Source organism: Bradyrhizobium sp. LTSP857 (genome assembly GCF_000938285.1).
Taxonomy (GTDB): Bacteria; Pseudomonadota; Alphaproteobacteria; order Rhizobiales; family Xanthobacteraceae; genus Bradyrhizobium.
Map to the genome: position 1 here is coordinate 192,401 of NZ_JYMS01000026.1, position 23,948 is coordinate 216,348.

General features: G+C 64.5%; 21 protein-coding genes. 14 read left to right on the forward strand and 7 right to left on the reverse strand.

The window, feature by feature from the left end:
• Positions 1–62: 62 nt before the first annotated feature.
• Positions 63–692: a uracil phosphoribosyltransferase gene (upp, locus tag UP06_RS15005; RefSeq protein WP_045003465.1), complete on the forward strand. Its 630-nt coding sequence runs from the start codon at positions 63–65 to the stop codon at positions 690–692.
• A 73-nt stretch (positions 693–765) separates the two neighbouring features.
• Here the strand turns inward: upp and UP06_RS15010 are convergent, their stop codons facing one another.
• Positions 766–1,875 (reverse strand): M48 family metallopeptidase, encoded by a 1,110-nt coding sequence (locus UP06_RS15010; RefSeq protein WP_045003467.1) that lies wholly within the window; start codon positions 1,873–1,875, stop codon positions 766–768.
• A gap of 3 nt (positions 1,876–1,878) precedes the next feature.
• Positions 1,879–3,033, reverse strand: coding sequence for a YjgN family protein (locus tag UP06_RS15015; RefSeq protein ID WP_045004184.1), 1,155 nt, complete (start codon positions 3,031–3,033; stop codon positions 1,879–1,881).
• Between the two features lie 359 nt (positions 3,034–3,392).
• Between UP06_RS15015 and UP06_RS15020 the strand changes: the two genes are divergently transcribed.
• Together UP06_RS15020 and UP06_RS15025 are read left to right on the forward strand one after the other, a co-directional pair.
• Positions 3,393–4,658, forward strand: coding sequence for a cytochrome P450 (locus UP06_RS15020; protein WP_045003469.1), 1,266 nt, complete (start codon positions 3,393–3,395; stop codon positions 4,656–4,658).
• Between the two features lie 62 nt (positions 4,659–4,720).
• A complete protein-coding gene (locus tag UP06_RS15025; protein WP_045003471.1) occupies positions 4,721–5,995 on the forward strand; it encodes a cytochrome P450 in 1,275 nt (424 codons plus the stop codon).
• Positions 5,996–6,225: 230 nt separating this feature from the next.
• On the opposite strand, the gene UP06_RS15030 is transcribed toward UP06_RS15025, so the two are convergent.
• Positions 6,226–7,146, reverse strand: a complete 921-nt coding sequence (locus UP06_RS15030; RefSeq protein ID WP_045003473.1) for a LysR family transcriptional regulator — start codon at positions 7,144–7,146, stop codon at positions 6,226–6,228.
• 124 nt (positions 7,147–7,270) lie between these two features.
• On the opposite strand from UP06_RS15030, the gene UP06_RS15035 reads away from it, so the two are divergent.
• The 4 genes from UP06_RS15035 to mdlC all read left to right on the forward strand — a co-directional run bounded on the left by UP06_RS15035 (position 7,271) and on the right by mdlC (position 12,167).
• Positions 7,271–8,440 carry an acyl-CoA dehydrogenase family protein gene (locus tag UP06_RS15035; RefSeq protein WP_045003475.1) on the forward strand — a complete coding sequence of 390 codons (1,170 nt, stop codon included), beginning with the start codon at positions 7,271–7,273 and terminating at the stop codon, positions 8,438–8,440.
• 9 nt (positions 8,441–8,449) lie between these two features.
• A complete protein-coding gene (locus UP06_RS15040) occupies positions 8,450–9,553 on the forward strand; it encodes a CaiB/BaiF CoA transferase family protein (protein ID WP_045003476.1) in 1,104 nt (367 codons plus the stop codon).
• A 14-nt stretch (positions 9,554–9,567) separates the two neighbouring features.
• The gene (locus UP06_RS15045; protein WP_045003477.1) at positions 9,568–10,419 is read left to right on the forward strand and encodes an HTD2 family dehydratase; all 852 of its coding nucleotides are present in this window, start codon (positions 9,568–9,570) and stop codon (positions 10,417–10,419) included.
• A gap of 125 nt (positions 10,420–10,544) precedes the next feature.
• On the forward strand, positions 10,545–12,167 hold the full coding sequence (mdlC, locus tag UP06_RS15050) for a benzoylformate decarboxylase (protein ID WP_045003478.1): 1,623 nt from the start codon (positions 10,545–10,547) through the stop codon (positions 12,165–12,167).
• A 159-nt stretch (positions 12,168–12,326) separates the two neighbouring features.
• Here the strand turns inward: mdlC and UP06_RS15055 are convergent, their stop codons facing one another.
• Positions 12,327–13,103 (reverse strand): SDR family NAD(P)-dependent oxidoreductase, encoded by a 777-nt coding sequence (locus tag UP06_RS15055; protein WP_045003480.1) that lies wholly within the window; start codon positions 13,101–13,103, stop codon positions 12,327–12,329.
• 75 nt (positions 13,104–13,178) lie between these two features.
• Between UP06_RS15055 and UP06_RS15060 the strand changes: the two genes are divergently transcribed.
• Entirely contained in the window at positions 13,179–13,640 is a 462-nt protein-coding gene (locus UP06_RS15060) for a MarR family winged helix-turn-helix transcriptional regulator (protein WP_045004185.1), read from the forward strand.
• Positions 13,641–13,739: 99 nt separating this feature from the next.
• Here UP06_RS15060 and UP06_RS15065 read toward each other — a convergent pair whose 3' ends face one another.
• Together UP06_RS15065 and trhA are read right to left on the reverse strand one after the other, a co-directional pair.
• Positions 13,740–14,534, reverse strand: coding sequence for an SDR family oxidoreductase (locus UP06_RS15065; protein WP_045003482.1), 795 nt, complete (start codon positions 14,532–14,534; stop codon positions 13,740–13,742).
• A 61-nt stretch (positions 14,535–14,595) separates the two neighbouring features.
• Positions 14,596–15,291, reverse strand: a complete 696-nt coding sequence (trhA, locus tag UP06_RS15070; RefSeq protein WP_045004187.1) for a PAQR family membrane homeostasis protein TrhA — start codon at positions 15,289–15,291, stop codon at positions 14,596–14,598.
• A 187-nt stretch (positions 15,292–15,478) separates the two neighbouring features.
• Here trhA and UP06_RS15075 point away from each other — a divergent pair, with 187 nt between their 5' ends.
• Positions 15,479–16,948: a YcjX family GTP-binding protein gene (locus UP06_RS15075; protein WP_045003484.1), complete on the forward strand. Its 1,470-nt coding sequence runs from the start codon at positions 15,479–15,481 to the stop codon at positions 16,946–16,948.
• Positions 16,945–17,973: a YcjF family protein gene (locus tag UP06_RS15080; protein WP_045003486.1), complete on the forward strand. Its 1,029-nt coding sequence runs from the start codon at positions 16,945–16,947 to the stop codon at positions 17,971–17,973. Before UP06_RS15075 ends, UP06_RS15080 begins: the two co-directional genes overlap by 4 nt.
• A 183-nt stretch (positions 17,974–18,156) precedes the next feature.
• On the opposite strand, the gene UP06_RS15085 is transcribed toward UP06_RS15080, so the two are convergent.
• Positions 18,157–19,689 (reverse strand): glycosyltransferase family 39 protein, encoded by a 1,533-nt coding sequence (locus UP06_RS15085; protein WP_045004189.1) that lies wholly within the window; start codon positions 19,687–19,689, stop codon positions 18,157–18,159.
• Positions 19,690–20,010: 321 nt separating this feature from the next.
• Here UP06_RS15085 and UP06_RS15090 point away from each other — a divergent pair, with 321 nt between their 5' ends.
• From UP06_RS15090 to UP06_RS15105, 4 genes are all read left to right on the forward strand, one after another.
• Positions 20,011–21,744, forward strand: coding sequence for an adenylate/guanylate cyclase domain-containing protein (locus UP06_RS15090; protein WP_045003488.1), 1,734 nt, complete (start codon positions 20,011–20,013; stop codon positions 21,742–21,744).
• Positions 21,745–21,879: 135 nt separating this feature from the next.
• Positions 21,880–23,079, forward strand: a complete 1,200-nt coding sequence (sorA, locus tag UP06_RS15095) for a SorA family sulfite dehydrogenase catalytic subunit (RefSeq protein WP_045003490.1) — start codon at positions 21,880–21,882, stop codon at positions 23,077–23,079.
• A gap of 11 nt (positions 23,080–23,090) precedes the next feature.
• Entirely contained in the window at positions 23,091–23,399 is a 309-nt protein-coding gene (gene sorB / locus UP06_RS15100; protein ID WP_045003491.1) for a SorB family sulfite dehydrogenase c-type cytochrome subunit, read from the forward strand.
• 208 nt (positions 23,400–23,607) lie between these two features.
• Positions 23,608–23,808, forward strand: coding sequence for a cold-shock protein (locus UP06_RS15105; protein WP_008134691.1), 201 nt, complete (start codon positions 23,608–23,610; stop codon positions 23,806–23,808).
• Positions 23,809–23,948 lie beyond the last annotated feature (140 nt).

Consider the following 23,948-nt stretch of genomic DNA (forward strand, 5'->3'; position numbering starts at 1 on the left):
CCTCATCCGGCGCTTCGCGCCACCTTCTCCCACAAGGGGAGAAGGAAGAAAGGCATCCGATCATGGAAGGCGTCACGATCGTCGATCATCCGCTGGTCCAGCACAAGCTGACCTTGGTGCGGGACAAATCCATCTCGACGAAATCGTTCCGTGAGCTGATCAAGGAGATCGGCATGCTCTTGTGCTACGAGGTGACGCGCGACCTGCCGCTCACTGACACCGTCATCGACACGCCGCTGGCGCGGATGCACTCGGCCAAGATCGCCGGCAAGAAGCTGGTGTTCGTGCCGATGCTGCGCGCCGGCACTACCTTTGTCGACGGCATGATGGATCTGGTGCCGACCGCGCGCGTCGCGCATATTGGGCTCTATCGTGAGCCGGAGAGTTTTGCCGCGGTCGAATATTTCTTCAAATCGCCGTCCGATCTCGGCGAGCGGCTCGCCATCGTCGTGACCCCGGTGGTCGCCACCGCCAACACGGCCGTGGCCGCGATCGACCGGCTGAAGGAGCGCGGCGCCAAGGATATTCGCCTCGCCTGCCTGATCGCAGCACCCGAGGGACTCGAACGGCTGCGGGGCTTGCATCCCGACGTGCGGATCTGGACGGCCGCGGTCGACGAGGGGCTCGACGAGAACGGTTTTATTCTGCCGGGCCTTGGAGATGCCGGCGACCGCGCTTACGGGACGAGATAGGAGCGGAGAGCTCAGATTCTTGTTTGACGCGTTTTCTTCACGCGAACCGGCATCCACTTCGCTCGAAAACGCTCTAGATCTTCCCGCCGCCGCAAATTTCCTTCAGTGCCTGCCACTCCGCATCGGTCAGCAGCGGCGGACCGCTGGCGGGGCGGTCTTCTTTCGTCATGCGCGCGAGGCGATCCTCGGTGAGCGGGTGGCTCGCCAGGATCGACGTGAGGCCGCCACCTTCCTTGCCGGTGATCCGGAACATCAGTTCAGCCGCCGGCTTCGGCGAGCGGCCGAGCGCATGCATGATGTCGATCGCGAAGGTGTCGGCGTTGGTCTCGGCCTCGCGCGAATAGGAGGCCTCAACCACGCTGCGCGAGGCGAAGATCACGGCGGATGAGCCGGTGACGTCGCCGAACAGCAGGCCGATCAGGAACGAGGTGCCGCCGTTGTAGATGAGGCCGCGCATGTTGTCGTGATGCTTGAGATGGCCGAGCTCGTGGGCCAGGATGCCGGCAAGCTCGTCGGGATTGTCGGCCTTGTCGAGCAGGCCCTTCAGCACGAAAACCTTGCCGCCGGGCAGCGCGAAGGCGTTCGGCACCGAGGTCGGCAGCACACCGGCAGTCATCGAATCGTCGTCAAGGCCGGCGGCGTCGCGCAGGCGATTGACCAGCTTGGAAAAGGCCGCCTGACCGGCCGGGTCGCTGCAAGTTGAGCGGCCGAAGATGGTCTTCACCTGGACCTCGGACGCATCGCCAATCCGCCGCTCGATCGGCTTCGGCACCAGCGGCGCGAGGCGGTCCGCGGCGAGCGGCACGCCGAACAGCACGACGCAGACGATGGAGACAGCAGCCGCAACCGACCAGCCGACGATTTTTGCGACACCGCGGCGCGTGGTCTGGTGCTCGTCGAGATGTGTGCAGCGGACGGTCACGTCTGCCGCGAGTGCGGCATCGCGGATCTCGAGCCGCGCCAGAGGCGGCGCGGATTTCGAAGCCAGGCGCAAGATCCCGGCCGGACTGTCGGCACGGCGGATGTCGGCATAAGCCCAGCGAACCGGCGTTCCACCCTCCTCGAGGATCTCGACCGCATCACCAAGTGTCAGCGTCACCTGCCGCCTGCGGCTCGACACACCGTCGAAGAAGATCGTCGGCCTTGCGGACTGCGACGGGGCCTCGGCGGACACATCACTCACAGCTCAGAATCCCGCAACATCGAGTCCATCGGCAAAGCCTTCGCCAAGCGCACTGGCAAGCTCACCGCTGCCGCGCACGTCCGCCGCGGCGGCGATGTTGTGCACCTCAACGGTTTCCAGCACCTTGGCCCAGATATCGCGCTGCAGATAGACGCGCATGACGATGTTGACGGCCAACGCGAGAGCAAAATAGCCGACCACCATCGCCGCCAGCAAAGGGATGCTCTTGGATGCATTGCCAGGCCCGAACGCCTGCTCGGCCGGCAGGCCACTCAGCTTGACCACGAGCATGGTGGCGCCACCGACATAGAAGCCGAACAGGGTCGAGAGCAGCGTCCACCAGCCGATCACCTTCCAGTAGAGGCCGTAGAACGCGTTGTGCGGCAACTCCGAGGACAGGCTGACGCCGCCGATGCGGATGCCGTCGAGCCACCAGCGCCATTCGCGCGCCTTGAACTCGGCATACAAGAACGGCGCGGCCGGGAAGACGACAATTGCAACGGGAGTCAATAACCACAGCCACCAGCCGCGCTTGAAGAACGTCCAGCCGTCGCCCTCGAAACCGCCTTGCAGATCGCCGAAATGGGTGTGCCGCATCTTGTAGCGCTCGAGCGAGGCCTCGCGCCATGGCAGCGCCAGGCCCAGCGTCAGGAACACCAGCAAGCCCCACAGCATGGCGCGGAATGAATAGGCCCAGCCCGAGCCGTCCATCCAGAACCGCACGCCGCGCCAGACCGTGCGGGTCAGCCGATAGCGCCGCGCGCGAAAAATCGCGAACTGGCCGAAGGCATAGAAGCTGATGAACAGCGGCGTCGACGCGAAGCCCTGCCAGCGCTCGAACTCGATGCCGACCAGGAAATAAGCGAGGTAGATCGGCACCAGGATCGCGAGCGCGAACAGGAAGCCGATCAACAGCTCTTTGGCCCGACCGGTATATTCGGCGGCGTCGCCGTCGATCGAGGTGTTCGACCACAAATGCCGGCGGACGTCGGTAACGAGCCAGAACCGGTAGAAGCCGAAGGTGACGAGCTCCAGCATGGCGCCCTTGGTGACCAGCCTGCGAAATTCGGAGCGATCACCGCTGAAGTCGACCTGCGCGGGCGGCAGTGGCGGCGGGACGGGTTCGGAGCCATTGGGGGCCCATTGCATGTCGTTCACGGCAACAACCTCGGGATGCGGATCTGATCCGCTCAAACTATAGATCAGAGGTTGGTCGATCCCCAAGATAGGCGGGTTCGATTTTACCTCGGTTTCGAACGATTTCTCGCATGATTCCGGGCCGGCCGGCGTGCGGCGGGTCACGTTGATCCGTAGCCCGGATGGAGCGCAGCGCAATCCGGGACAGCGGCAGCGGCGGCACGAATCCCGGATTTCGCTGCGCTCCATCCGGGCTACAACACCATCCTTGTGGCAAAACTCTCCCTTGCCCCGACGCAGACAACGGGCTGTAATTGCAATCCAAATACCGCAGAGCAGAATTCAAGAAAATCGCGCGGTTCAGGTCAGGGAGAGCGGTCATGCATGGGACCATCGAGAGCACGGCAAAACTCGACGCATTGCGCGAGCGCGCCGCGTCATTGCCGCTGGAGCAATTCGATCCCGGCGATCCGGAATTGTTCAGGACCGATACGTTCTGGCCCTATTTCGATCGGCTGCGGCGCGAAGATCCCGTGCACTACTGCAAGGACTCGATGTTCGGGCCGTACTGGTCGGTGACGCGCTACAACGACATCATGGAGATCGAGACCAATCATTCGGTGTTCTCCTCGGCCTCCGCGCTCGGCGGCATCACCATCCGCGACATCGATCCGGACCTGCGCCGCGAGAGCTTCATCTCGATGGATCCGCCGCGGCACGCGGCGCAGCGCAAGACCGTGGCGCCGATGTTCACGCCGACGCATCTGGACAATCTCGCGCTCAGCATCCGCGAGCGCTCGGCCGAGTGTCTCGACAATCTACCCGTGGGCCAGGTGTTCGACTGGGTCGACAAGGTCTCGATCGAGCTCACCACGCAGATGCTCGCGGTGCTGTTTGATTTCCCCTGGGAGGACCGCCGCAAGCTGACGCGCTGGTCCGATATCGCCACCACCATCCCCGGCCCCGACGGCCTCGTCGCCACCGAAGACGAGCGGCAGGCCGAGCTGACCGAATGCGCAGGCTATTTCGCGCGGCTGTGGAAGGAGCGGATCGAGCAGCCGCCAAAGAGTGACCTGCTCTCGATGATGGCGCATGGCGCCGCGACGCGCGACATGGACGCCAGGAACTTCCTCGGCAATCTCGTTTTGTTGATCGTCGGCGGCAACGACACCACCCGCAACACCATGTCGGGCTCGATCTACGCACTGAGCCAGCATCCGGAACAGTACCGCAAGCTGCGCGAAAACCCCGCACTGCTCGACAGTTTCGTGCCCGAGGTGATCCGCTGGCAGACCCCGCTGGCACATATGCGCCGCACCGCACTCGCCGACTTCGAGTTCCGCGGCAAGCAGATCAAGAAGGGTGACAAGGTCGTGATGTGGTACGTCTCGGGCAACCGCGACGCGGAGGCGATCGAAAAGCCCTACGATTTCATCATTGACCGCGCCCGGCCGCGCACGCATCTCTCCTTCGGCTTCGGCATCCACCGTTGCGTCGGCCTGCGGCTTGCCGAACTCCAGCTCAAGATTATCTGGGAAGAGATCCTGAAGCGGTTCGACCATATCGACGTGGTCGGCGAACCCAAGCGGGTGTATTCGAGCTTCGTAAAGGGTCTTGAAACCTTGCCGGTGAAGATTACGGCGTGAGACAACTCCCTCTCCCCGCCTTCGGGGACAGGTGAAGAACGAGAAACACTGGAGCTATCACCATGAACATTCAGACTCCGGTCAAGATCGACAAAGCAGAACGCATGCGCAAAGCGCGCGAGGAGGCTTACGCGACGCCGCTGGCGCAATTCCACCCCGGCGCGCCCAGGCTGTTCCAGGACGACACGCTGTGGCCGTGGTTCGAGCGGCTGCGCAAGGAAGAGCCGGTGCATTACTGCACCAACGCGCCGATCGAGCCCTATTGGTCGGTGGTGAAATACAACGACATCATGCATGTCGACACCAATCACGGCGTCTTCTCCTCCGACTCGACGCTCGGCGGCATCGGGATCCGCGACGTGCCGGAGGGCTATGACTGGCCGAGCTTCATCGCCATGGACCAGCCCAGGCATTCGTCGCAGCGCAAGACGGTGTCGCCGATGTTCACGCCGACGCATCTGGACGAGCTCGCCAAGCTGATCCGGCAGCGCTCGCAGACCGTGCTGGACAATCTGCCGCGCAACGAGACCTTTAATTTCGTCGAGCGCGTCTCGATCGAGCTGACGACGCAGATGTTGGCAACGCTGTTCGACTTCCCCTGGGAAGAGCGGCGCAAGCTGACGCGCTGGTCGGATGTCGCGACCGCGCTGCCCAAGAGCGGCATCGTCGAATCCGCCGAGCAGCGCCGGCAGGAAATGGACGAGTGCTACGCCTACATGTCGAAGCTGTGGAACGAGCGCGTCAATTCCGCACCGCGCAACGATCTGCTGTCGCTGATGGCGCATAGCGACGCCACGCGCTTCATGGACCCCGACAACCTCATGGGCAACATCATCCTGCTCATCGTCGGCGGCAACGATACCACGCGCAACACCATGACCGGCTCGCTGCTGGCGCTGAACGAGAACCCGGACCAATACGAGAAGCTGCGGACAAATCCGGAGCTGATCGACACCATGGTGCCCGAGGTGATCCGCTGGCAGACCCCACTTGCGCATATGCGGCGCACCGCGCTTGAGGATACCGAGGTCGGCGGCAAGCACATCAAGAAGGGCGACCGCGTCGTGATGTGGTACGTCTCCGGCAACCGCGACGAAGAGGTGATCGACCGTCCCGAGGAGTTCATCATCGACCGCCCGCGTCCGCGCACGCATCTCTCCTTCGGCTTCGGCATCCACCGCTGCGTCGGCATGCGGCTCGCCGAGCTCCAGCTCAAGATCGTCTGGGAGGAAATGCTGAAGCGGTTCGACCGCATCGAGGTGGTGGGCGAGCCGAAGCGGATCTATTCCAGCTTCATCAAGGGGTACGAGTCGCTGCCGGTGCGGATTCCGGGGTAGGGCTCGCTGTCATGCCCCGCGCAGGCGGGGCATCCAGTACGCCGCGGCTTCTCGGCTCAAGCACTGCCGCCTCTGGAATACTGGATTGCCCGCCTTCGCGGGCAATGACATCGAGGGTGAGGCTGGGCGCGCACGCGCCTCATCCAGCCCAGCTATAAAATTTCGGCATGACAGGTCGCGCCAGATGCGAAGGCAAGACGGCGCGCCGCTGGTCTACGACACGGGTGCATCTAGCTCAGCTTGATGTCCCACACCCCCTCCTTGCGGCAGGCCGCGACCTCGTCGCGCAGGAGCGCGGTGACGGCCAGCGACGCCGTCGAGGCCGGGCGGTCGATCGGAGAAGCGAAAATGAGCTCGCGCGTCATCGGCTTGGACACCGTTGCCGTTTCCAGCCTGCCGTCCGCGACCTCGCCATGGACCGACGAGGGCGGCAGCAGCGCAAAGCCGAGGCCCTCCTCGACCAGGCTCGTCAGCACGCGGAACGAATCCGCTTCGAGCTGGACGTTGAGCTTGATCTTGCGCTGCGCGGCCGCGTGCTCGATCAGCGCGCGGAGACCATGGGAATGACTGGGCAGCACCAGCCGCTGCCGCAGCAGCCAGCCGATGTCGACGCTCTTCTTGCGTGCCAGACCGCAGCCGCGAGGACCGACCGCGACGATGTTGTCGCGGCCGAGGCTCTGCACATTGAGATGCAGATCGGCCGAACGGCCGTAGAGGATGGCGAGATCCATCTCGCCGCGATGCAGCCATTCGACGATATGGCCGCTGTAGCTTTCGACGATGCGCAACGAAATGGCAGGAAATTTTTCGACACAGCGCCGCGCGAAGCGCGCCGACAACACACAGCTTACCGTCGGAACCAGGCCGAGCACGACCTGGCCGGACGGCGGCCCCTTGGCGGACTGGATGTCGTCGCGGATCTGGTCGATCTGGCGGACGATGCCGGAGGTGCGCGCGAGCAGAAGCCGGCCGGCCTCGGTCAGCACCATGCCGCGGCCGTTGCGCGTGAACAATTCGACGCGCAGCTCATGTTCCAGCAGCTTGATCTGCCGGCTGAGCGCCGGCTGCGCCACGCGCAGCGTATCCGACGCCTTGCTCAGGCTGCCAAGCTCCGCCACGCAACTGAAGGTCCTGAGCTGACGGAAATCCATGCTTGCCAATCCTGGAAGGCTACTTCATACGCTATAACAAATGAGCATAGGGGGCTGGCGTTGTTTTCACAACGCCAACGGATTGGCCGGCGTTATCTTAACTGCCGCACATACGGGAAACGCCATGAGTGAAGAACACCACAGCGAAGATCACGCCGACATCCGCGAAGCCGTCGCAAAGCTTTGCGCGCAGTTTCCCGGCGAATATTGGCGCAAGCTCGATCGCGAGATGGCCTACCCCAAGGCCTTCGTCGATGCGCTGACGGAGGCCGGCTATCTCTCTGTGCTGATCCCCGAGGAATATGGCGGCGCGGGCCTGAAGCTCTCGGCCGCTGCGGCGATCCTCGAGGAGATCCAGCGCGCCGGCTGCAATGGCGGCGGCTGCCACGCCCAGATGTATACGATGGGCACGGTGCTGCGGCACGGCAGCGACGAGCAAAAAGCAAAGTATCTGCCGAAAGTGGCGAGCGGCGAATTGCGGCTGCAAGCCTTCGGCGTCACCGAGCCGACCAGCGGCACCGACACGACCTCGCTGAAGACCTTCGCGCGCAAGGACGGCAATGCCGGCTACATCGTCAACGGCCAGAAGATCTGGACCAGCCGGGCCGAGCATTCCGACCTGATGCTCCTGCTGGCGCGGACCACGCCGAAGGATGAGGTCAAGAAGCGCACCGACGGCCTCTCGGTGTTCATCGTCGACATGCGCGAGGCGAAGAACAAGGGGCTGGAGATCCGCCCCATTCGCACCATGATGAATCACGCCACCACCGAAGTGTTCTTCACCGACATGAAGGTGCCGGCGGAAAATCTGATCGGCGAGGAAGGTAAGGGTTTTCGCTACATCCTCTCCGGCATGAATGCCGAGCGCATCCTGATCGCGGCCGAGTGCGTCGGCGATGCCAAATGGTTCATCGCCAAGGCCACGAACTATGCCAAGGAGCGCGCGGTGTTCGGCCGGCCGATCGGCCAAAATCAAGGCATCCAGTTCCCGATCGCGAAGGCCTACGCCGCGATGCGCGCCGCCGAGCTGATGGTGAAGGAAGCCACGCGCAAATACGAGGCCGGGCTCGACTGCGGTGCGGAGGCCAACATGGCCAAGATGCTGGCGGCGGATGCTTCGTGGGAAGCGGCGAATGCCTGCGTCCAGACCCATGGCGGTTTCGGCTTCGCCGAGGAATATGACGTCGAGCGCAAATTCCGCGAGACACGACTCTACCAGGTGGCGCCGATCTCGACCAACCTGGTGCTGTCCTTCATCGCCGAGCACGTGCTCGGCATGCCCCGCTCGTACTGAGGTCGCGCCATGGGAGCATTGGACGGGATCAGGGTGATTGCGGTCGAGCAGGCCGTGGCGGCGCCATTCTGCTCGTCGCGGCTGGCGGACGCCGGCGCGGAAGTGATCAAGATCGAGCGGCCCGAGGGCGATTTCGCCCGCGGCTATGACGCGGCGGCCAAGGGCCAAAGCAGCTATTTCGTCTGGCTCAACCGCGGCAAGCAATCGGCGGTGGTCGATCTCGCGACCAAGGAGGGCCGTGCCGAGCTGGAAAAGCTGATCGCGAGCGCGGACGTGCTGGTGCAGAACCTCAAGCCGGGCTCGATGGACAAGCTTGGCTTCTCCCGCGAACGATTGCTGAAGGACTATCCGAAGCTGATCTCCTGCACGATTACCGGCTATGGTGACGAGGGCCCCTACGCGCATCGCAAGGCCTATGATTTGCTGATCCAGGCCGAAAGCGGCCTTGCCTCGATCACCGGCAATCCCGACGGCGCCTCGCGCGTCGGCATGTCCATCGTCGACGTCGCGACCGGCGCGACCGCACATGCGGCGATCCTGGAAGCGCTGATTGCACGCGGGCGGACCGGCAAGGGCTGTGACATCCGCATCTCCATGTTCGACGTGATGGCCGACTGGTGCACCGTGCCGCTGCTCAACTCGGAGGCCGGCAATCCGCCGAAGCGCATGGGGCTGCGCCATCCCTCGATCGCACCCTACGGCGTATTCACGTCGAAGGACGGCAAGGACATTCTGATCTCGATCCAGAGCGAGCGCGAGTGGAAGACGCTCTGCGCCGGAGTGCTGGACCAGCCGAACCTGCCCGCCGATCCGCGCGTCGCCAATATGGTGGAACGCGTGCGCAACCGCGATTTCACCGACAAGACGGTCGCAGACAGCTTTGGCACGATGACGCGCGACGAGCTGCTGAAGCGGCTGTCCGATGCCGATATTGCGTTTGCCGAGGTCAACACCATGGCCGACCTCACCAAGCATCCGCATCTGCGCCGCATCGAGGTCGACACCCCGAACGGCCGCGTCAGCTATCCCGCGCCGGCACCGATCATCGTCGGTGAGTCCCGCGCTTACGGCGCCGTCCCCGGCATCGGCGAACGTTCCCAATCAAAAAAGTAACAGAGCGAGGCGTCATGACCGAGAAGCTCGACATCGATCATTTGCGGCAATGGATCGGCCGCAGCACGGAGGCCACCGACATCGTCACCGCGCAGCTCGTCAAGGGCCTGCGCGCGACGCTGTTCCAGGAGGTCGGCGAACCCAAAAAGGGCGACGCCTCGCCGTTCACGACGCATTGGTGCCTGGCGCAGCCGGTATTTCCGATGTCGATGCTCGGCCCCGACGGCCACCCGACCCGCGGCGGCTTCCTGCCGCCGGTGCCGCTGCCGCGCCGGATGTGGGCCGGCGGCGAGATCGAATTCCTCGAACCCTTGCGCGTCGGCGATGAATCCACGCGCACTTCGCACATTGCCGATGTGCAGATGAAGACGGGCTCGACCGGCACGCTGTGCTTCGTCTCGGTCGAGCACAGCATCTCCTCGCCGCGCGGCACAGCCATCCGCGAGCGGCAGGACATCGTCTATCGTGAGATGACGACCAGCGCGCCCGCGACGGCAAAGGCTCCGCCTCCGCCGCCGAAGGCGCAGCACCGCGAGACCCATGTCTCCGATCCCGTGCTGCTGTTTCGTTATTCCGCACTGACCTTCAACGGCCACCGCATCCATTACGACCGCGACTACGTGACCAAGGTCGAGGGCTATCCGGGCCTGATCTTCCACGGCCCGTTGCAGGCGGCGTTCATCGTCGAGATGGCGGCCAAGCTGCGCAGCGGCAAGGCGCCGAAGAAGTTCACCTATCGCGGACTGCAACCGCTGTTCGAGGGCACGGAGTTTTCCATCAACGCCAACGACAGCGGCGAGAGCATGGAGCTGTGGACTGCGAACGCGGAGGGGCAGCCGACGATGAAGGGGACGGCGGTGTGGTGATGTTCGTCATTGCGAGCGCAGCGAAGCAATCCGAAGTCTTTCCGCGGTGACAGACTGGATTGCTTCGCTGCGCTCGCAATGACGGGTGGGGTTGACAGCGTCTATAACAATACGGGACGGAAACCATGTCGAAGAACGGCAAAGCAAGCGCCAAATCCGTCACCGTCAAGCAGGCGACCCTCGACCTGCTGCGCTCGTTCGGCATCAGGCGCGTGTTCGGCAATCCCGGCTCGACCGAGCTGCCGTTCCTCAGCGACTGGCCCGACGACATCGACTACGTGCTGGCACTTCAGGAGGCCTCCGCCGTCGGCATGGCGGACGGCTACGCACAGGCGACGCGCAATGCCGGCTTCGTCAATCTGCATTCGGCGGCCGGCGTCGGCAACGCGCTCGGCAACATCTACACCGCGCATCGCAACCAGACCCCGCTTGTCATCACCGCGGGCCAGCAGGCGCGCTCGATCTTGCCGCTCCAGGCGTTTCTTTATGCCGAGCGCGCGTCGGAATTCCCGCGACCTTACGTCAAATACAGCGTCGAGCCGGCGCGGCCCGAGGACGTGCCGGCCGCGATCGCGCGCGCCTATTACACTGCGATGCAGCCGCCCTGCGGGCCGACCTTCGTGTCGATCCCGATCGACGATTGGACGCACGCGACGGCGCCGGTCGAGGCACGCAAGGTCAGCCGCGAGATCGGCCCCGAACCGGAGGCGATGAAGGCGCTGGCGAAGGCGCTCGGCGCTAGCAAAAGCCCCGCGCTCGTCGTCGGCCCCGGCGTCGATCGCGCCGGCGCAGTCGATCTGATGGTGCGCGTCGCCGAGAAGGCCAAGGCGAGCGTCTGGGTCAGCCCATTCTCGGCGCGCTGCTCCTTCCCGGAGCGGCATCCGCAATTTGCGGGCTTCCTCCACGCCTCGCCTGCACAGCTATCCGACGCGTTGCGCGAGCACGACGTCGTGGTCGTGGTTGGCGCGCCGGTCTTCACCTTTCATGTCGAGGGTCACGCGTCGATCTTCGATGGCGGCGCGACGATCTTCCAGATCACGGATGATCCGGATGCGGCGGCGGTGACCCCGGTCGGCACCAGCATCATCGCGACGATGAAGCCGGCGCTTAGCGCGCTGCTCGACCTGTTGCCGGAGAGCAAACGCGCGACGCCAAAGGGCCGCACATTGCCGCCGGCACCGCAAGCTGGCGATCCGCTCCCGGTGGAGTTCCTGCTGCACTCGCTGTCGCAAGCGATGCCGGAGGACTCGTCACTCGTCGAGGAAATCCCCTCACACCGGCCGGCGATGCAGAAATTCATGCCGATGCGCGGCCAGGACAGCTTTTACACCATGGCGAGCGGCGGCCTCGGCTACTCCCTTCCGGCCGCCGTCGGCATGGCGTTGGGCAAGCCGAAGAGCCGCACGGTCTGCCTGATCGGCGACGGCTCGGCGATGTATTCGATCCAGGCGCTGTGGACCGCCGCACAACGCAAACTGCCGCTCACCATCGTCGTCATCAACAATTCCGGCTACGGCGCGATGCGCTCGTTCAGCCAGGTGATGCAGGTGCGCAACGTGCCCGGGCTGGAGCTGCCGGGGATCGATTTCGTGCGGCTCGCCGAGGGCATGGGCTGCCATGCGGTGCGCGTGAGCAAGGCGGCGGAGCTGGGCGACGCGCTCAAGCGCGGGATGGCGCATGAAGGCACCAGCCTCGTCGAGGTCGTCGTGGATTCGGCGGTGCCGGTGTTGTACGGGCAGAAGCATTAATAAGGTCGTCCCGGCGAAGGCCGGGACCCATACCGCGTGATCTATCGATTGTACCCAGCGCTAATCCCGAACAACCAATCTTCGCCAAATTTCTCCCTGGGGTTATGGGTCCCGGCCTTCGCCGGGACGACACTGAGTTTTTGACGCGAGCGCCCTGAACTACGACGCCAGAAATCCCCCGTCCGCCGCGAGCACGTGCCCTACAACATAGGACGACGCGTCGGACGACAGCCACACCACCGCTTCCGCCACCTCCTCCGGGCTCCCCATCCGCCGCAGCGGCAGGCCTGCGGCTACGGTCGCGACATCGCCGACGCCGGCGCGCAGCATCATGTCGGTGACGACGCGACCGGGGGCGATCGCGTTGATGCGGATGCCGCGCGGGGCGTTTTCCATGGCGGCCGAGCGGGTGAGCGAGATCGCGGCCGCCTTCGAGGCCGAGTAGAGCGAGAAGCCGGGATTGGGATTGCGCACGCCGCTGACGGAGGCGTTGACGACGATACTGCCGCGCCCCTGCGCCAGCATTGCCGGCAATTGATGGCGCAGGCACAGGAACAGCGCGCGCACATTGGTGTCGAACACGCTGTCGTAGACGTCCATGCCCTGCTCTTCCAGCGACGCACGGCGCTCCTGAAAGCCGGCATTGTTGAAGGCAACGTCAAGCCGGCCGCAACGCTCCACGGCTGTGCCGACCAGACGTTCGACCTCCTCCTCTCGCGTGATATCCGTCCTGACTGCGATCGCGTCGGTTCCGAGCTCCCGGCACGCCGCAGCGGTCGCTTCAATCTCGGCCTCGCGCCGGCCGGCAACAACAATGGCTTCCGCGCCCTCTGACGCCATCCGCAACGCGGTGGCGCGGCCGATGCCGCTGCCGCCGCCCGTCACCAGACAGACCTTGCCCTTCATCCCCTCGCCGGCCGGCAAAGTTCCGCTCATGGTCCACTCCAAAACGCTTGCGTGCGTCCTTGCGCGCATATAGTTGTATGATACAACTATATGCTGGGAGTCAAGATGGCCGAGCTTGCGCTGATCGACGACATCCGCGCCGCCTCGCGCCTGATGGTGCGCGAGCTCGGCTTCATGGACGCGACGGTGGCGGCGACGAACTATCCAGCGTCGGCCGTCCACACCATTCTGGAGATCGGCATCCGCGGCCCGATGAATTCGGGCGAGCTTGGCGATTTCCTGCGCCTGGAAAAATCCAGCGTCAGCCGCGTGGTGCGCAAGCTGATCGATTGCGGCGAGTTGCGGGAAACGCCGGACGCGGACGATGCACGCAGCAAGCTGTTGTCGCTGACGGCGAAGGGCCAGCGAACGCTGGCGGCGCTGCATGCGTTCGGACGGCAGCAGGTGGGCGGCGCGCTGGAGGCTTTGACGGAAGCGGAGCAGCGCACGGTGCGCGAGGGCATGATGCTCTATGCGCGGGCGTTGCGGCAGAGCCGCGATGAGGATGAGGCGCAGTCGGCGGCGTAAGGACGCGTAGCCCGGATGGAGCGAAGCGCAATCCGGGGCCTGCGCACGTCGCGGAAAGACCGTCCCGGATTTCGCTACGCTCCATCCGGGCTACGGATTCTACTTCCCGAACTCGTCCCGCATCTTCGCCTGGATCTTGGCCATGCCGCCGATCCAGCGGTCGTAATTCTCGGTCTTCTTGCGCATGTAGCCGAGCACCTGGGGGTGCGGGAGGATCAGGAACGACTCCTGATCGAGGCCGGCGAGCACGTCTTTCGCCACCTGCTCGGGCGTGAGGTCGCCGTCGCCGGATTGCGGGCCCTTCGGGATCGAGCGCAGCATGTTGGTGTCGACGCCCTGCGGGCAGAGGATCGAGACGCGGATGTTGTGGGCCTTGTGCGAGATCGCGAGATTTTCGGCAAAGCCGACCGCCGCGTGCTTGGTCGTCGAATAAGCCGGGCTGCCGACCTGCGACAACAGGCCCGCGGCCGAGATCGTGTTGAGGAAATAGCCGCCGCCGCGCGCCTTCATGCGCGGCACAAGATGCCGCGCCGCATAGACATGGGCCATGACGTGGATCGCCCAGCTGCGCTGCCAGGGCTCGTCCGAGGCGCCGCCGGCATTCACCGACATCGGATCGAAGCCGCCGCCGATGCCGGCATTGGAGCAGAACAGCTCGATCGGCCCGAACTGGCGCTCGGTCTCCTCGATGACGTGGGTGATCTCTTTTTCCTGCGCGACGTCGCATCTGAAGGCAGCACCATCCACCGTGGCAGCGACGGCTCTTGCGTTGGCGGCGTCCATGTCAGCGACCACGACCTTGGCTGCGCCCGCCTTGTGGAAGGCTTCGCACAGCGCCTTGCCGATACCGTTGGCGCCGCCCGTGACGACCACGACCTTGCCGGTCACCTGCATGCGACGTCTCCTCTTTTTTATTATCGCTTATATTATACCGCTTCGCGGGCCTGGGTCTTGCTCAGCTCAACACGAGGTCGAGCACCGCGGTATAATGGCACGCCGCGCCGGCCAAGACAAAGCCGTGCCAGATCGCATTCTGGAAACGCAGTCGGCGCCAGGCGTGGAAGATCACGCCGAGGCTGTAGAGCACCCCGCCCGCAAGCACGAAGCCCAGCGCCACCGCAGGCAGCGCCTTGACCACGGAATCATAGAGCATCATGCCGCTCCAGCCCATCGCGAGATAGATGCCGACGGCCACGCGGTCGAACCGGCCGGGATAGCGAAGCTTCAGCACGATGCCGACGATCGCGACGCACCAGACACAGACGAGCAGCGCCAGCGCGAACACGCTGTCCTTCAGCTCCAGGATGAACGGCGTGTAGGTCGCAGCGATCAGCAAATAGATCGCGGAATGGTCGAACCGCCGCAGCAGCCATTTGACCGGCGAGACCGGCCAGAGATTATAGGTCGCCGACAGCACCAGCATCGACAGCAGGCCGGCGACATAGATCGAGACGCCGACGATGTCGGTTGCGTCGGCATAGACCACCGCAAGCACCACCAGGACGGTCGCAGCGATGATGCCGGACAGCACACCGATGGCATGGATGATGCCGTCGGCAATGATCTCGGCGCGATCGTAGTTCCAGCCGACCGCGTCGGCGGCGGCGTGGACGGAGTTGGAGGCGAACTGTTTCAGCGTGAAGACAGGCATGGCGGTCCGGAGGCGTCGATAGGTGTCCAATATTGGTCTTTCGCAGTTAACGCGGCGTTCAAAGGCGGCTTCGCCCAAGAAGGCGGTGGAAGTGTGAAGCTTGATTTTCCTCAGGCAGTTGCCACTTTTGTGACTAGTCCGTTTTGCCTATTTGGCCGCCACCCTCGCCCGAGACCCTCTCATTCACATGGCATTCAGTTTCCAGGATATGGTCGAGGAGGCGCGCCTGTCGGCCCGGGCGCTGATCGACTATGGCGAGCACTTCTTCAACCCGACGGTACGGCTCGGCGTCACCGGCTTGTCGCGGGCCGGCAAGACCGTGTTCATCACCGCGCTCATCCATGGGCTGACGCGCGGCGGCCGGTTTCCGGTGTTCGAGGCCTATGCCTCCGGCCGGATCGCACGGGCGCATTTGGCGCCCCAACCGGACGACGCGATACCGCGCTTTGCCTATGAAAACCATCTGCGCGCGCTGATCGAGGAGCGGCTCTGGCCGAGCTCGACGGTCGACATCAGCGAGCTCCGCCTCGTCATCGACTACCAGCGTCACAACGGCGCCGATCGCACCCTGACGCTCGACATCGTCGACTATCCCGGCGAGTGGTTGCTCGACCTGCCGCTGCTGCAAAAGAGTTACGAGCAGTGGTCGGCGGAGAGCCTGGCGTTGTCGCGCGAGGCGCCGCGCGTGCATCTTGCCGCCGAGTGGCACGCGCATCTTGCAACGCTCAAGCCTGAGGCGCGCGAGGACGAGCAGGCCACACTGACGGCGGCAAAACTGTTCACCGGTTACCTTCGCGCCTGCCGCGACGAGCGCTTTGCCATGAGCCTGCTGCCACCGGGCCGCTTCCTGATGCCGGGCAATCTCGCCGACACGCCGGCGCTGACCTTTGCGCCGCTCGATGTGCCCATCGACGGCCAGGCGCCGGAGGGATCGCTGTGGGCGATGATGGTGCGCCGCTACGAAGCCTACAAGGATGTCGTGGTGCGCCCGTTCTTCCGCGACCATTTCGCGCGGCTCGATCGCCAGATCGTACTGGCCGATGCGCTCGCCGCGTTCAACTCCGGGCCCGAGGCGCTGCACGATCTCGAAGCAGCCCTTGCCGGCATTCTCGATTGCTTCCGCATGGGGCGAAGCACGTTCCTCTCCAGCCTGTTCCGGCCACGCATCGATCGCATCCTGTTTGCGGCAACCAAGGCGGACCATCTGCATCATTCCAGTCACGACCGGCTCGAGGCCGTGCTGCGCCGCGCGGTCTCGCGCGCCGTGGTGAGGGCGGAAGATACCGGCGCGCAGATCGACGTGGTGGCGCTCGCCGCCGTGCGCGCGACGCGCGAGGCGCAGGTCGCGCATGGCCGCGACAAATTGCCGTCGCTCCTGGGAACACCCGCGGCCGGCGAAAGCGCGGGCGGCGCGTTCTTTGACGGCAACACGGAGGTCGCGACCTTTCCGGGCGACCTGCCGCTGGATCCGGAGTCGCTGTTCAACGGCACCGACGCATTCCGTGGGCTATCGACGGAAGCGGCCGAGAAGAGCGATTTCCGCTTTCTGCGCTTCCGCCCGCCAAAACTCGAAGGCGAGGGTAAGGAAGAGCCGACGCTGCCTCATATCCGCCTCGACCGTGCCTTGCAGTTCCTGATCGGAGACAGACTGTCATGAACGACCGATCCCAGCCGCGGCGGCCGGCGACGTTCCGGCTCGACGATCCCGGCGTTGTCGTCACCGAGGCCGACGAGACCGGCCGGATCAGCCGCGGCACGATCCAAATCACGCCGGAGTCCGATCCGTCGACGCTGCCCGTGCCAATTGAGCGCGCGCTTCCGGCGCGGCGCGGCTTTCCCTGGGGCGCGCTGTTCTGGTCAGGCGTCGCTGGCCTGACGCTGCTTGGCGTCGGGCTCGGCGTCGCCCATCTGATCGAGGATCTGTTTGCGCGCAGCGAAAGCCTCGGCTTTGTCGGGCTGGCTCTCGCGTTCGTCACCACGCTTGCGCTCGCTGTCGTCATCGGGCGCGAAGCGTTCGGCCTGGCGCGCCTCGCGACAATCGAAAAATTGCATCAGCGCGCAGCCGCAGTGCTTGCCAGCGACGATCGCAAGGAAAGCCGCACCATCGTGCAGGAACTGCTGAAGATCGCGCATCAGAACCCGCAGCTCGCGCGCGCCCGTGCCGCGCTGGAGAGCCATGCCGGCGAAATCATCGACGGCGCCGACATGATCCGGCTCGCCGAACGCGAACTGATGTCACCGCTCGATAACGAAGCGCGGCGGCTGGTGTCGTCGGCCGCGCAGCGCGTCTCGATCGTGACCGCGGTGTCGCCGCGCGCGGCGATCGACGTGATGTTCGTATTCATCGTCTCGCTCCGCCTGATCCGCCAGCTTGCTCGGCTCTATGGCGGCCGGCCTGGCGCACTCGGCATGATCCGCCTGCTCCGCCACGTCATCGCCCACCTCGCCATCACCGGCGGCATGGCCGCGAGCGACAGCCTGGTGCAGCAGATGTTCGGCCACGGCATCGCGGCCAAACTCTCGCAGCGGCTCGGCGAGGGCATGCTCAACGGACTGTTGACGGCGCGGCTCGGCCTGGCCGCAATCGACGTCACGCGCCCACTGCCATTCGCTGCGCTGCCGCCGCCGAAACTGTCGGATCTCGCGACGGATTTGCTGCGGAAGAAAGAGGACGAGGCGTAGCGGCTCGCGCCGTGCTCACTTCCCCTCTCCCCCTGTGGGAGAGGGTGGCTCGCCGCAAAGCGGCGAGACGGGTGAGGGGTCTGTCTCCGCAGACATCCCTCGCAGTAGAGTTCGCGGAAACAACCCCTCATCCGGCGCTTCGCGCCACCTTCTCCCGCAAGGGGAGAAGGAAGAAGGGCCTCGCTAGCTGAGCTCACGCTTCGCGAATTCCCCCGCCAGCACGCGCCACTGGAACAGCGGCGAGTCTTTCGGCGGCGACAGCTCCGGCGTCCAGCCGGTGAGCTTGTCCAGCGCGTAGGTGTCGATCAGGACACTGCGCCAGCGGCGCTCGACCTGCGCGAGCGGCTCGCGTTTGGCGGGGATCGAATCCCACACCGGACCGTGATTGTCGGGCTCGCGACCGACATAGATTCCGGCGTGTCCCTTGATCCCGTCCATGCCGGGATCGCGAAAATCCTGGAAGCGGCCGCGCTCGTTGATCTCGATGACGGGCACGCCGCGGTCCCTGAACAGCCAGCGCATCATGGCGTAGGTGCGATAGTCCGTGGTCGCGATCCAGGTCGCGCCGGTCTCATCGAGTGCGGCCTGCGCACGCGCGGCGACCTGCTCGTAGCCGGCCTCTGCGCCGATCGGATCCATCTTGCCGAGAAGATTCCAGGGCGCGGCGACGTAGTAGAGGAACACGATCACCACGAAAGCGATGCCCGAGACGACCGCAATGTTGACCCAGAAGATGCCCGACCGGATCATCCGCGCCGACCAGCCTTCTCCAGGCAGCATCGCGAGGTTGACCGCCGCGGCGGCGAAACCAACAGGCCACATGAACATGGGCCAGGTGTCGCCGACCCTGAGCGTCAGCGACTTGGCGAAGAAATAGAGGAACGGCACCAACACCGCGGTCGACAACAGGATCGCGACCGGCTCGCGCGTGCGATAGCCGCGCCACGCCGTCATCGCCAGCCCCAACAGCACCACCGGCAGCATGACAAAGCCGACCAGGCCGAATTGCAGGCCGATATAATCACCGATGGTGCGGAGCGAGATGCCGTAATTGGTCGTGGCGCGCACGCCCTGGAAACGGAACGAGGCCCAGTCGTGCTGCGCGTTCCAGATCAGGACCGGAGAGAACACGACGATCGCAACCACCACGGCGAGATAGGGATAAGGGCTGCGCAGCCAGCGCCCGCGCCAATCCGGCACCAGCAGAAAGGCGGCAACCGCCGGCGCGAACATGATCGCGGTGAATTTCGACAGCAGCGACAGACCGGCGAACAGCCCCGCCGCGAGCCACCAGCGACCGTCGCCGCTCTGCGCGAGCCGCACCAGCGACCACATCATTGCCACCGCAAACGGGATCAGGGCAACGTCGGGCGCGACCTTGGCCATCAGCAGGCCGTAATAAAGCGCGGCCTCCGGCATCAGCACCGCGAGCGCGACTGCGCGCGCGTCGTGGGTGAGACGGCGGACGATGTCGGCGAGTAGACACTGCGTCACCAGCATCGCGACGATGCCGCCGAAGCGAACGCCGAGCGTGGTGTCGCCGAAGATCGCGGTACCGAAACGAATGAGCCAGGCGATCATCGGCGGATGGTCTAGGAAGCTCAGCGCCGTCTCTTTCGACCAGGTCCAGTAATAGGCCTCGTCGGTACGCAGCTCGATCGCGGAGGCGTAGACGAGGCGCAGCACCGTCATCGCGGCGATGACGAGCGCAGCCATCACGAGGAGCCGGCGCTCGGCGCCGTCGGACTTCACGGTGATGTCGGGAGCGATCGTCACGGCCGCGCTTTTCCCCGACTTGGGAGGGGGAGTCAATGTGGGGGTCGTTACCGCGTGTGTCGGGGCACGAATCGTAGGGTGGGCAAAGCGTAGCGTGCCCACCATCGCGAACGACGGCAAAATGGTGGGCACGGCGCGAAGGCGCCTTTGCCCACCCTACGATTTCGTAACCTTGCCGCGTATGTGATCGGACCCACCGTCCACAGGCGGAATTTAACTCTCCGCTGGCTGTTCTCCTTGATGAACTGATACAACCGAATCATGGCCGCCATCGCCCTTTCACGATTGTCCGAACTCGTCCGCTCGACCAGCGCGCGGCAGGTGCGGCTGGTCTGCGGCGTCATCCTGTTCGCCTATGTGGTCAGCCACTTCCTGAACCATGCGCTCGGCAACATCTCGGTCGATGCCATGCAGGTCGGGGTCTATTACCACACGACATTCTGGCAGTTCCTCCCCGTCGCGATCGTGTTCTATGGCGCCGCTCTCATCCATATGGGGCTTGGCGTCTATGCGCTGTATCAGCGCCGGCAGTTCCGTTGGCGGACGATCGAGCCGCTGCAACTCGTGCTGGGTCTGAGCATTCCGGCCCTGATCATGGCGCATGTCATCGGCGTACGGCTTGGCCAGACGCTCTACGGACATGAAAAGCTCTATCCACAGGAGCTCTATCTGTTCTTCGTCGTGTCATCCGGCCGGCTCTGGGGCATGACGGTTCTGCTCATCATCGCCTGGATGCACGGCTGCATCGGCATCTATTTCTGGCTTCGGCTCAAGCCGTTCTTCGTCCGCGCGGCGCCTTATCTGCTCGCGGCCGCCGTGCTGATCCCGACGCTGGCGCTGCTCGGGATCTACCAGGGTGGCCGCAGTGTTGCCGCCGATAGCGAGGACGGAGAATGGCGCCGGCAAAATTACACGCAGCGCGAGGTCGGCACGTTCGCACAGGCTGCTACGCTCGACCGCATCACCGGCGGACTCACAATCGGTTACTTCGGCCTGCTCGGGCTGGTGCTGCTCGCGCGCGGCGTGCGCGGCTGGCGCGAGCGGCGCGGCGGCATGATCGCGCTGTCTTACGGCAACGGCAAGACCGTGCGCGTGCCCAAGGGTCTCTCCGTGCTGGAGGCGAGCCTGCGCCATAGCGTGCCGCATGCCAGCGTCTGCGGCGGCCGCGCCCGCTGCTCGACCTGCCGCATCCGCATTATCGGCGACCATGGCGGACTGCCCGAGCCGTCGCAGCGCGAAGCCTTCGTGCTCGCCCGCGTCGGTACTGCCGATCCCTCCATTCGCCTTGCCTGCCAGTTGCGGCCGACCACCGACCTCTCCTTCTTCCAGCTCTTCATGCCGCAGACGCTGTCGGCGAACGCTGCGTCGTCGCCGGCTAGAATCGGCCAGGAGCGCTATCTCGTCAGCCTGTTCGTGGACATGCGCGGCTCGACCCAACTCGCCGAGAAGCGGCTGCCGTTCGACACCGTTTTCATCGTTAACCGCTTCCTCGGCGCGGTGTCGCAAGCCGTGATCGAGAACGGCGGCCAGCCGAATCAATTTGTCGGCGACGGCATGCTCGCGCTGTTCGGACTCACGAGCGATCCGCAGACCGCCTGCCGGCAGGCGCTGAAGGCCGTCGCCGCCATCGCCACGCATGTTGACGAGTTGAATGAGCTCCTGAGCCACGATCTGCGCCAGCCGATCCGCTTCGGCATCGGCGTCCACGGCGGCGAGGTCATCATCGGCGACATCGGCTATCGCGACCACATCGTGTTCACCGCGCTCGGCGATGCCGTCAATGTCGCGGCGCGTCTCCAGGACATGACCAAGACGCTTGCCTGCGAGGCCATCATCTCGGAAGAAGTCCGCCGCACCGCCGGCCTTCGCGACGATGCGCTGCCGCAGCAGGAGGTCGCGATCCGCGGCCGCGACGAGCCGATGGTCGTGCGGGTCGTTGCGGATACCAGGACATTGTCAGCTCTCCTCGCGGGCGACGAACTCGTCGCGGCGTAACACCGCGTTGTTGCAACGCAACGGCATGGGCTTGCTGCGAAAGCACGAATTGACTTCACCTGAGTCGATGCGGCAGATGGGCGCGGGTCTGCGGTGATGACCGCTGGCCAACGAAAAGCTCCGGGAGGAGACACCATGTTTGATCGACGCGACCTGCTCAAAGGAGCGGGGCTTGCCACACTTGCGGCCGCACTGAACTCAACCAAAGCACTGGCACTCGACACCGTCACGCTGCCATTTGCCAATGGCGAACGGCCGCTGGTGAAATATCCGCAGAAGCGGCCGATGATCGGCCTGACCAGCCGGCCGCCGCAGCTCGAAACGCCGTTTGCGGTATTCAACGATGGCCCGCTCACACCGAACAACGCGTTCTTCGTGCGCTATCACCTCGCTGACATCCCCTACAATCTCGATCCCGACAAATTCACGCTCGAGGTCAAGGGCAAGGTCGACAAGCCGCTCAAACTGTCGCTGAAGGACATCCGGAAAATGAAGGCGACGGAGATCGTCGCCGTCAACCAGTGCTCCGGCAACAGCCGCGGCTTCGTCGAGCCGCGCGTTGCCGGCGGTCAGCTCGCCAACGGCGCGATGGGCAATGCGCGCTGGCGCGGCGTGCCGCTGAAGGCGGTGCTGGAGATGGCGGGCGTGCAGGCTGGCGCCAAGCAGGTCGTGTTCGGCGGCATGGATGGCCCGGTCAGCGACAAGACGCCGGACTTCGCCAAGGCGCTCGATCTCGATCACGCCACCGACGGCGAGGTGATGCTGGCCTACGGCATGAACGGCGAAGACCTGCCGTTCCTCAACGGCTTTCCGCTGCGCCTGATCGTGCCCGGCTATTACGGCACCTACTGGGTCAAGCACCTCAACGAGATCAGCGTCGTCGACAACGTCTTCGACGGCTTCTGGATGAAGTCGGCCTATCGCATTCCGGACACACCGAACAATGCGATCGAGCCAGGCACCGCGCCGAAGGCGACCATCCCGATCAACCGCTTCACTATCCGCTCTTTCATCACCAGCATTCCCGATGGCACCAAGCTAAAGGCGGGCGGCACGACACTGCGCGGCATCGCCTTCGACGGCGGCAAGGGCATCAAGGAGGTTGTGGTCTCCACTGACGGCGGCAAGACCTGGACCAATGCCAAGCTCGGCAAGGATCTTGGCAACTACTCCTTCCGCGAATGGAAGCTGCCGGTGAAGCTCGCGGCAGGCAGCCACGAGCTTAAGGTGCGTGCCACCAGCAATTCGGGCGAGACGCAACCGGATCAGCCGCGCTGGAATCCGGCGGGTTATTTGCGCAACGTCGTCGAAACCGTCCACGTCAGCGTGGCCTGAGGAGAATTATCATGCAGCGCACCGTTCTCCTCGCCATCTTGTTTAGCCTCGCCGCCGGCGTCGGCGCCGTGACCGCAGCACCCGTCAACTACCAGCTCCCGGACGAGGTCGCCGCGTTCAAGCCCGGCCCCAATCTCGAGGTTGTGCAGGGCAATTGCAGCGCCTGCCACTCGGCCGATTACATCAACACGCAGCCGCTGATGAAGGACAAGAAGGGCTTCTGGCAGGCCGAGGTGACCAAGATGATCAAGGTCTATGGCGCACCGATCGACGATGCCGATGTCGGCAAGATCGTCGACTATCTGGCCGCGACTTATTGACTGATGGAGTGATACGCACGGGCCGATTGACCGCGAAACGGGCAAAACCGGTAAAAACGCCGCGAAGTTGAGCGATTTTCCGCAGATTGCCGATATGGTTTGATCTACCAAGCCCGCCACATTCCGCGTATCCTGTTAGGACCGAACCGGCCGGTTGGCGGGGACTGGCGGTTCGAGATCTCGGAGGAAGACCCGCGGAGAAGACGTGATGGCTAAAGGTACGGTCAAGTGGTTCAACCCGACGAAGGGTTATGGATTTATCCAGCCTGCGTCGGGCGGCAAGGATGTGTTCGTGCATATCTCGGCAGTCCAGAAGGCCGGTTTGTCCTCCCTGAACGAGGGACAGACGGTTGAGTACGAAGAAATCGCAAACCGGGGCAAGACGTCCGCAGAGAACCTCAAAGTATAAGCCCGCCAGCCTTTGCTGCCTCCCGGATTAATCCGGGAGTGGGGCCAAGAAAATTTTAGAAGACGATCCGTGCATTCGACGACAGGCGTTGCGATTGCACACGGAAAACTATTTGCCCGCAGAGATCGCTGATGAACTCC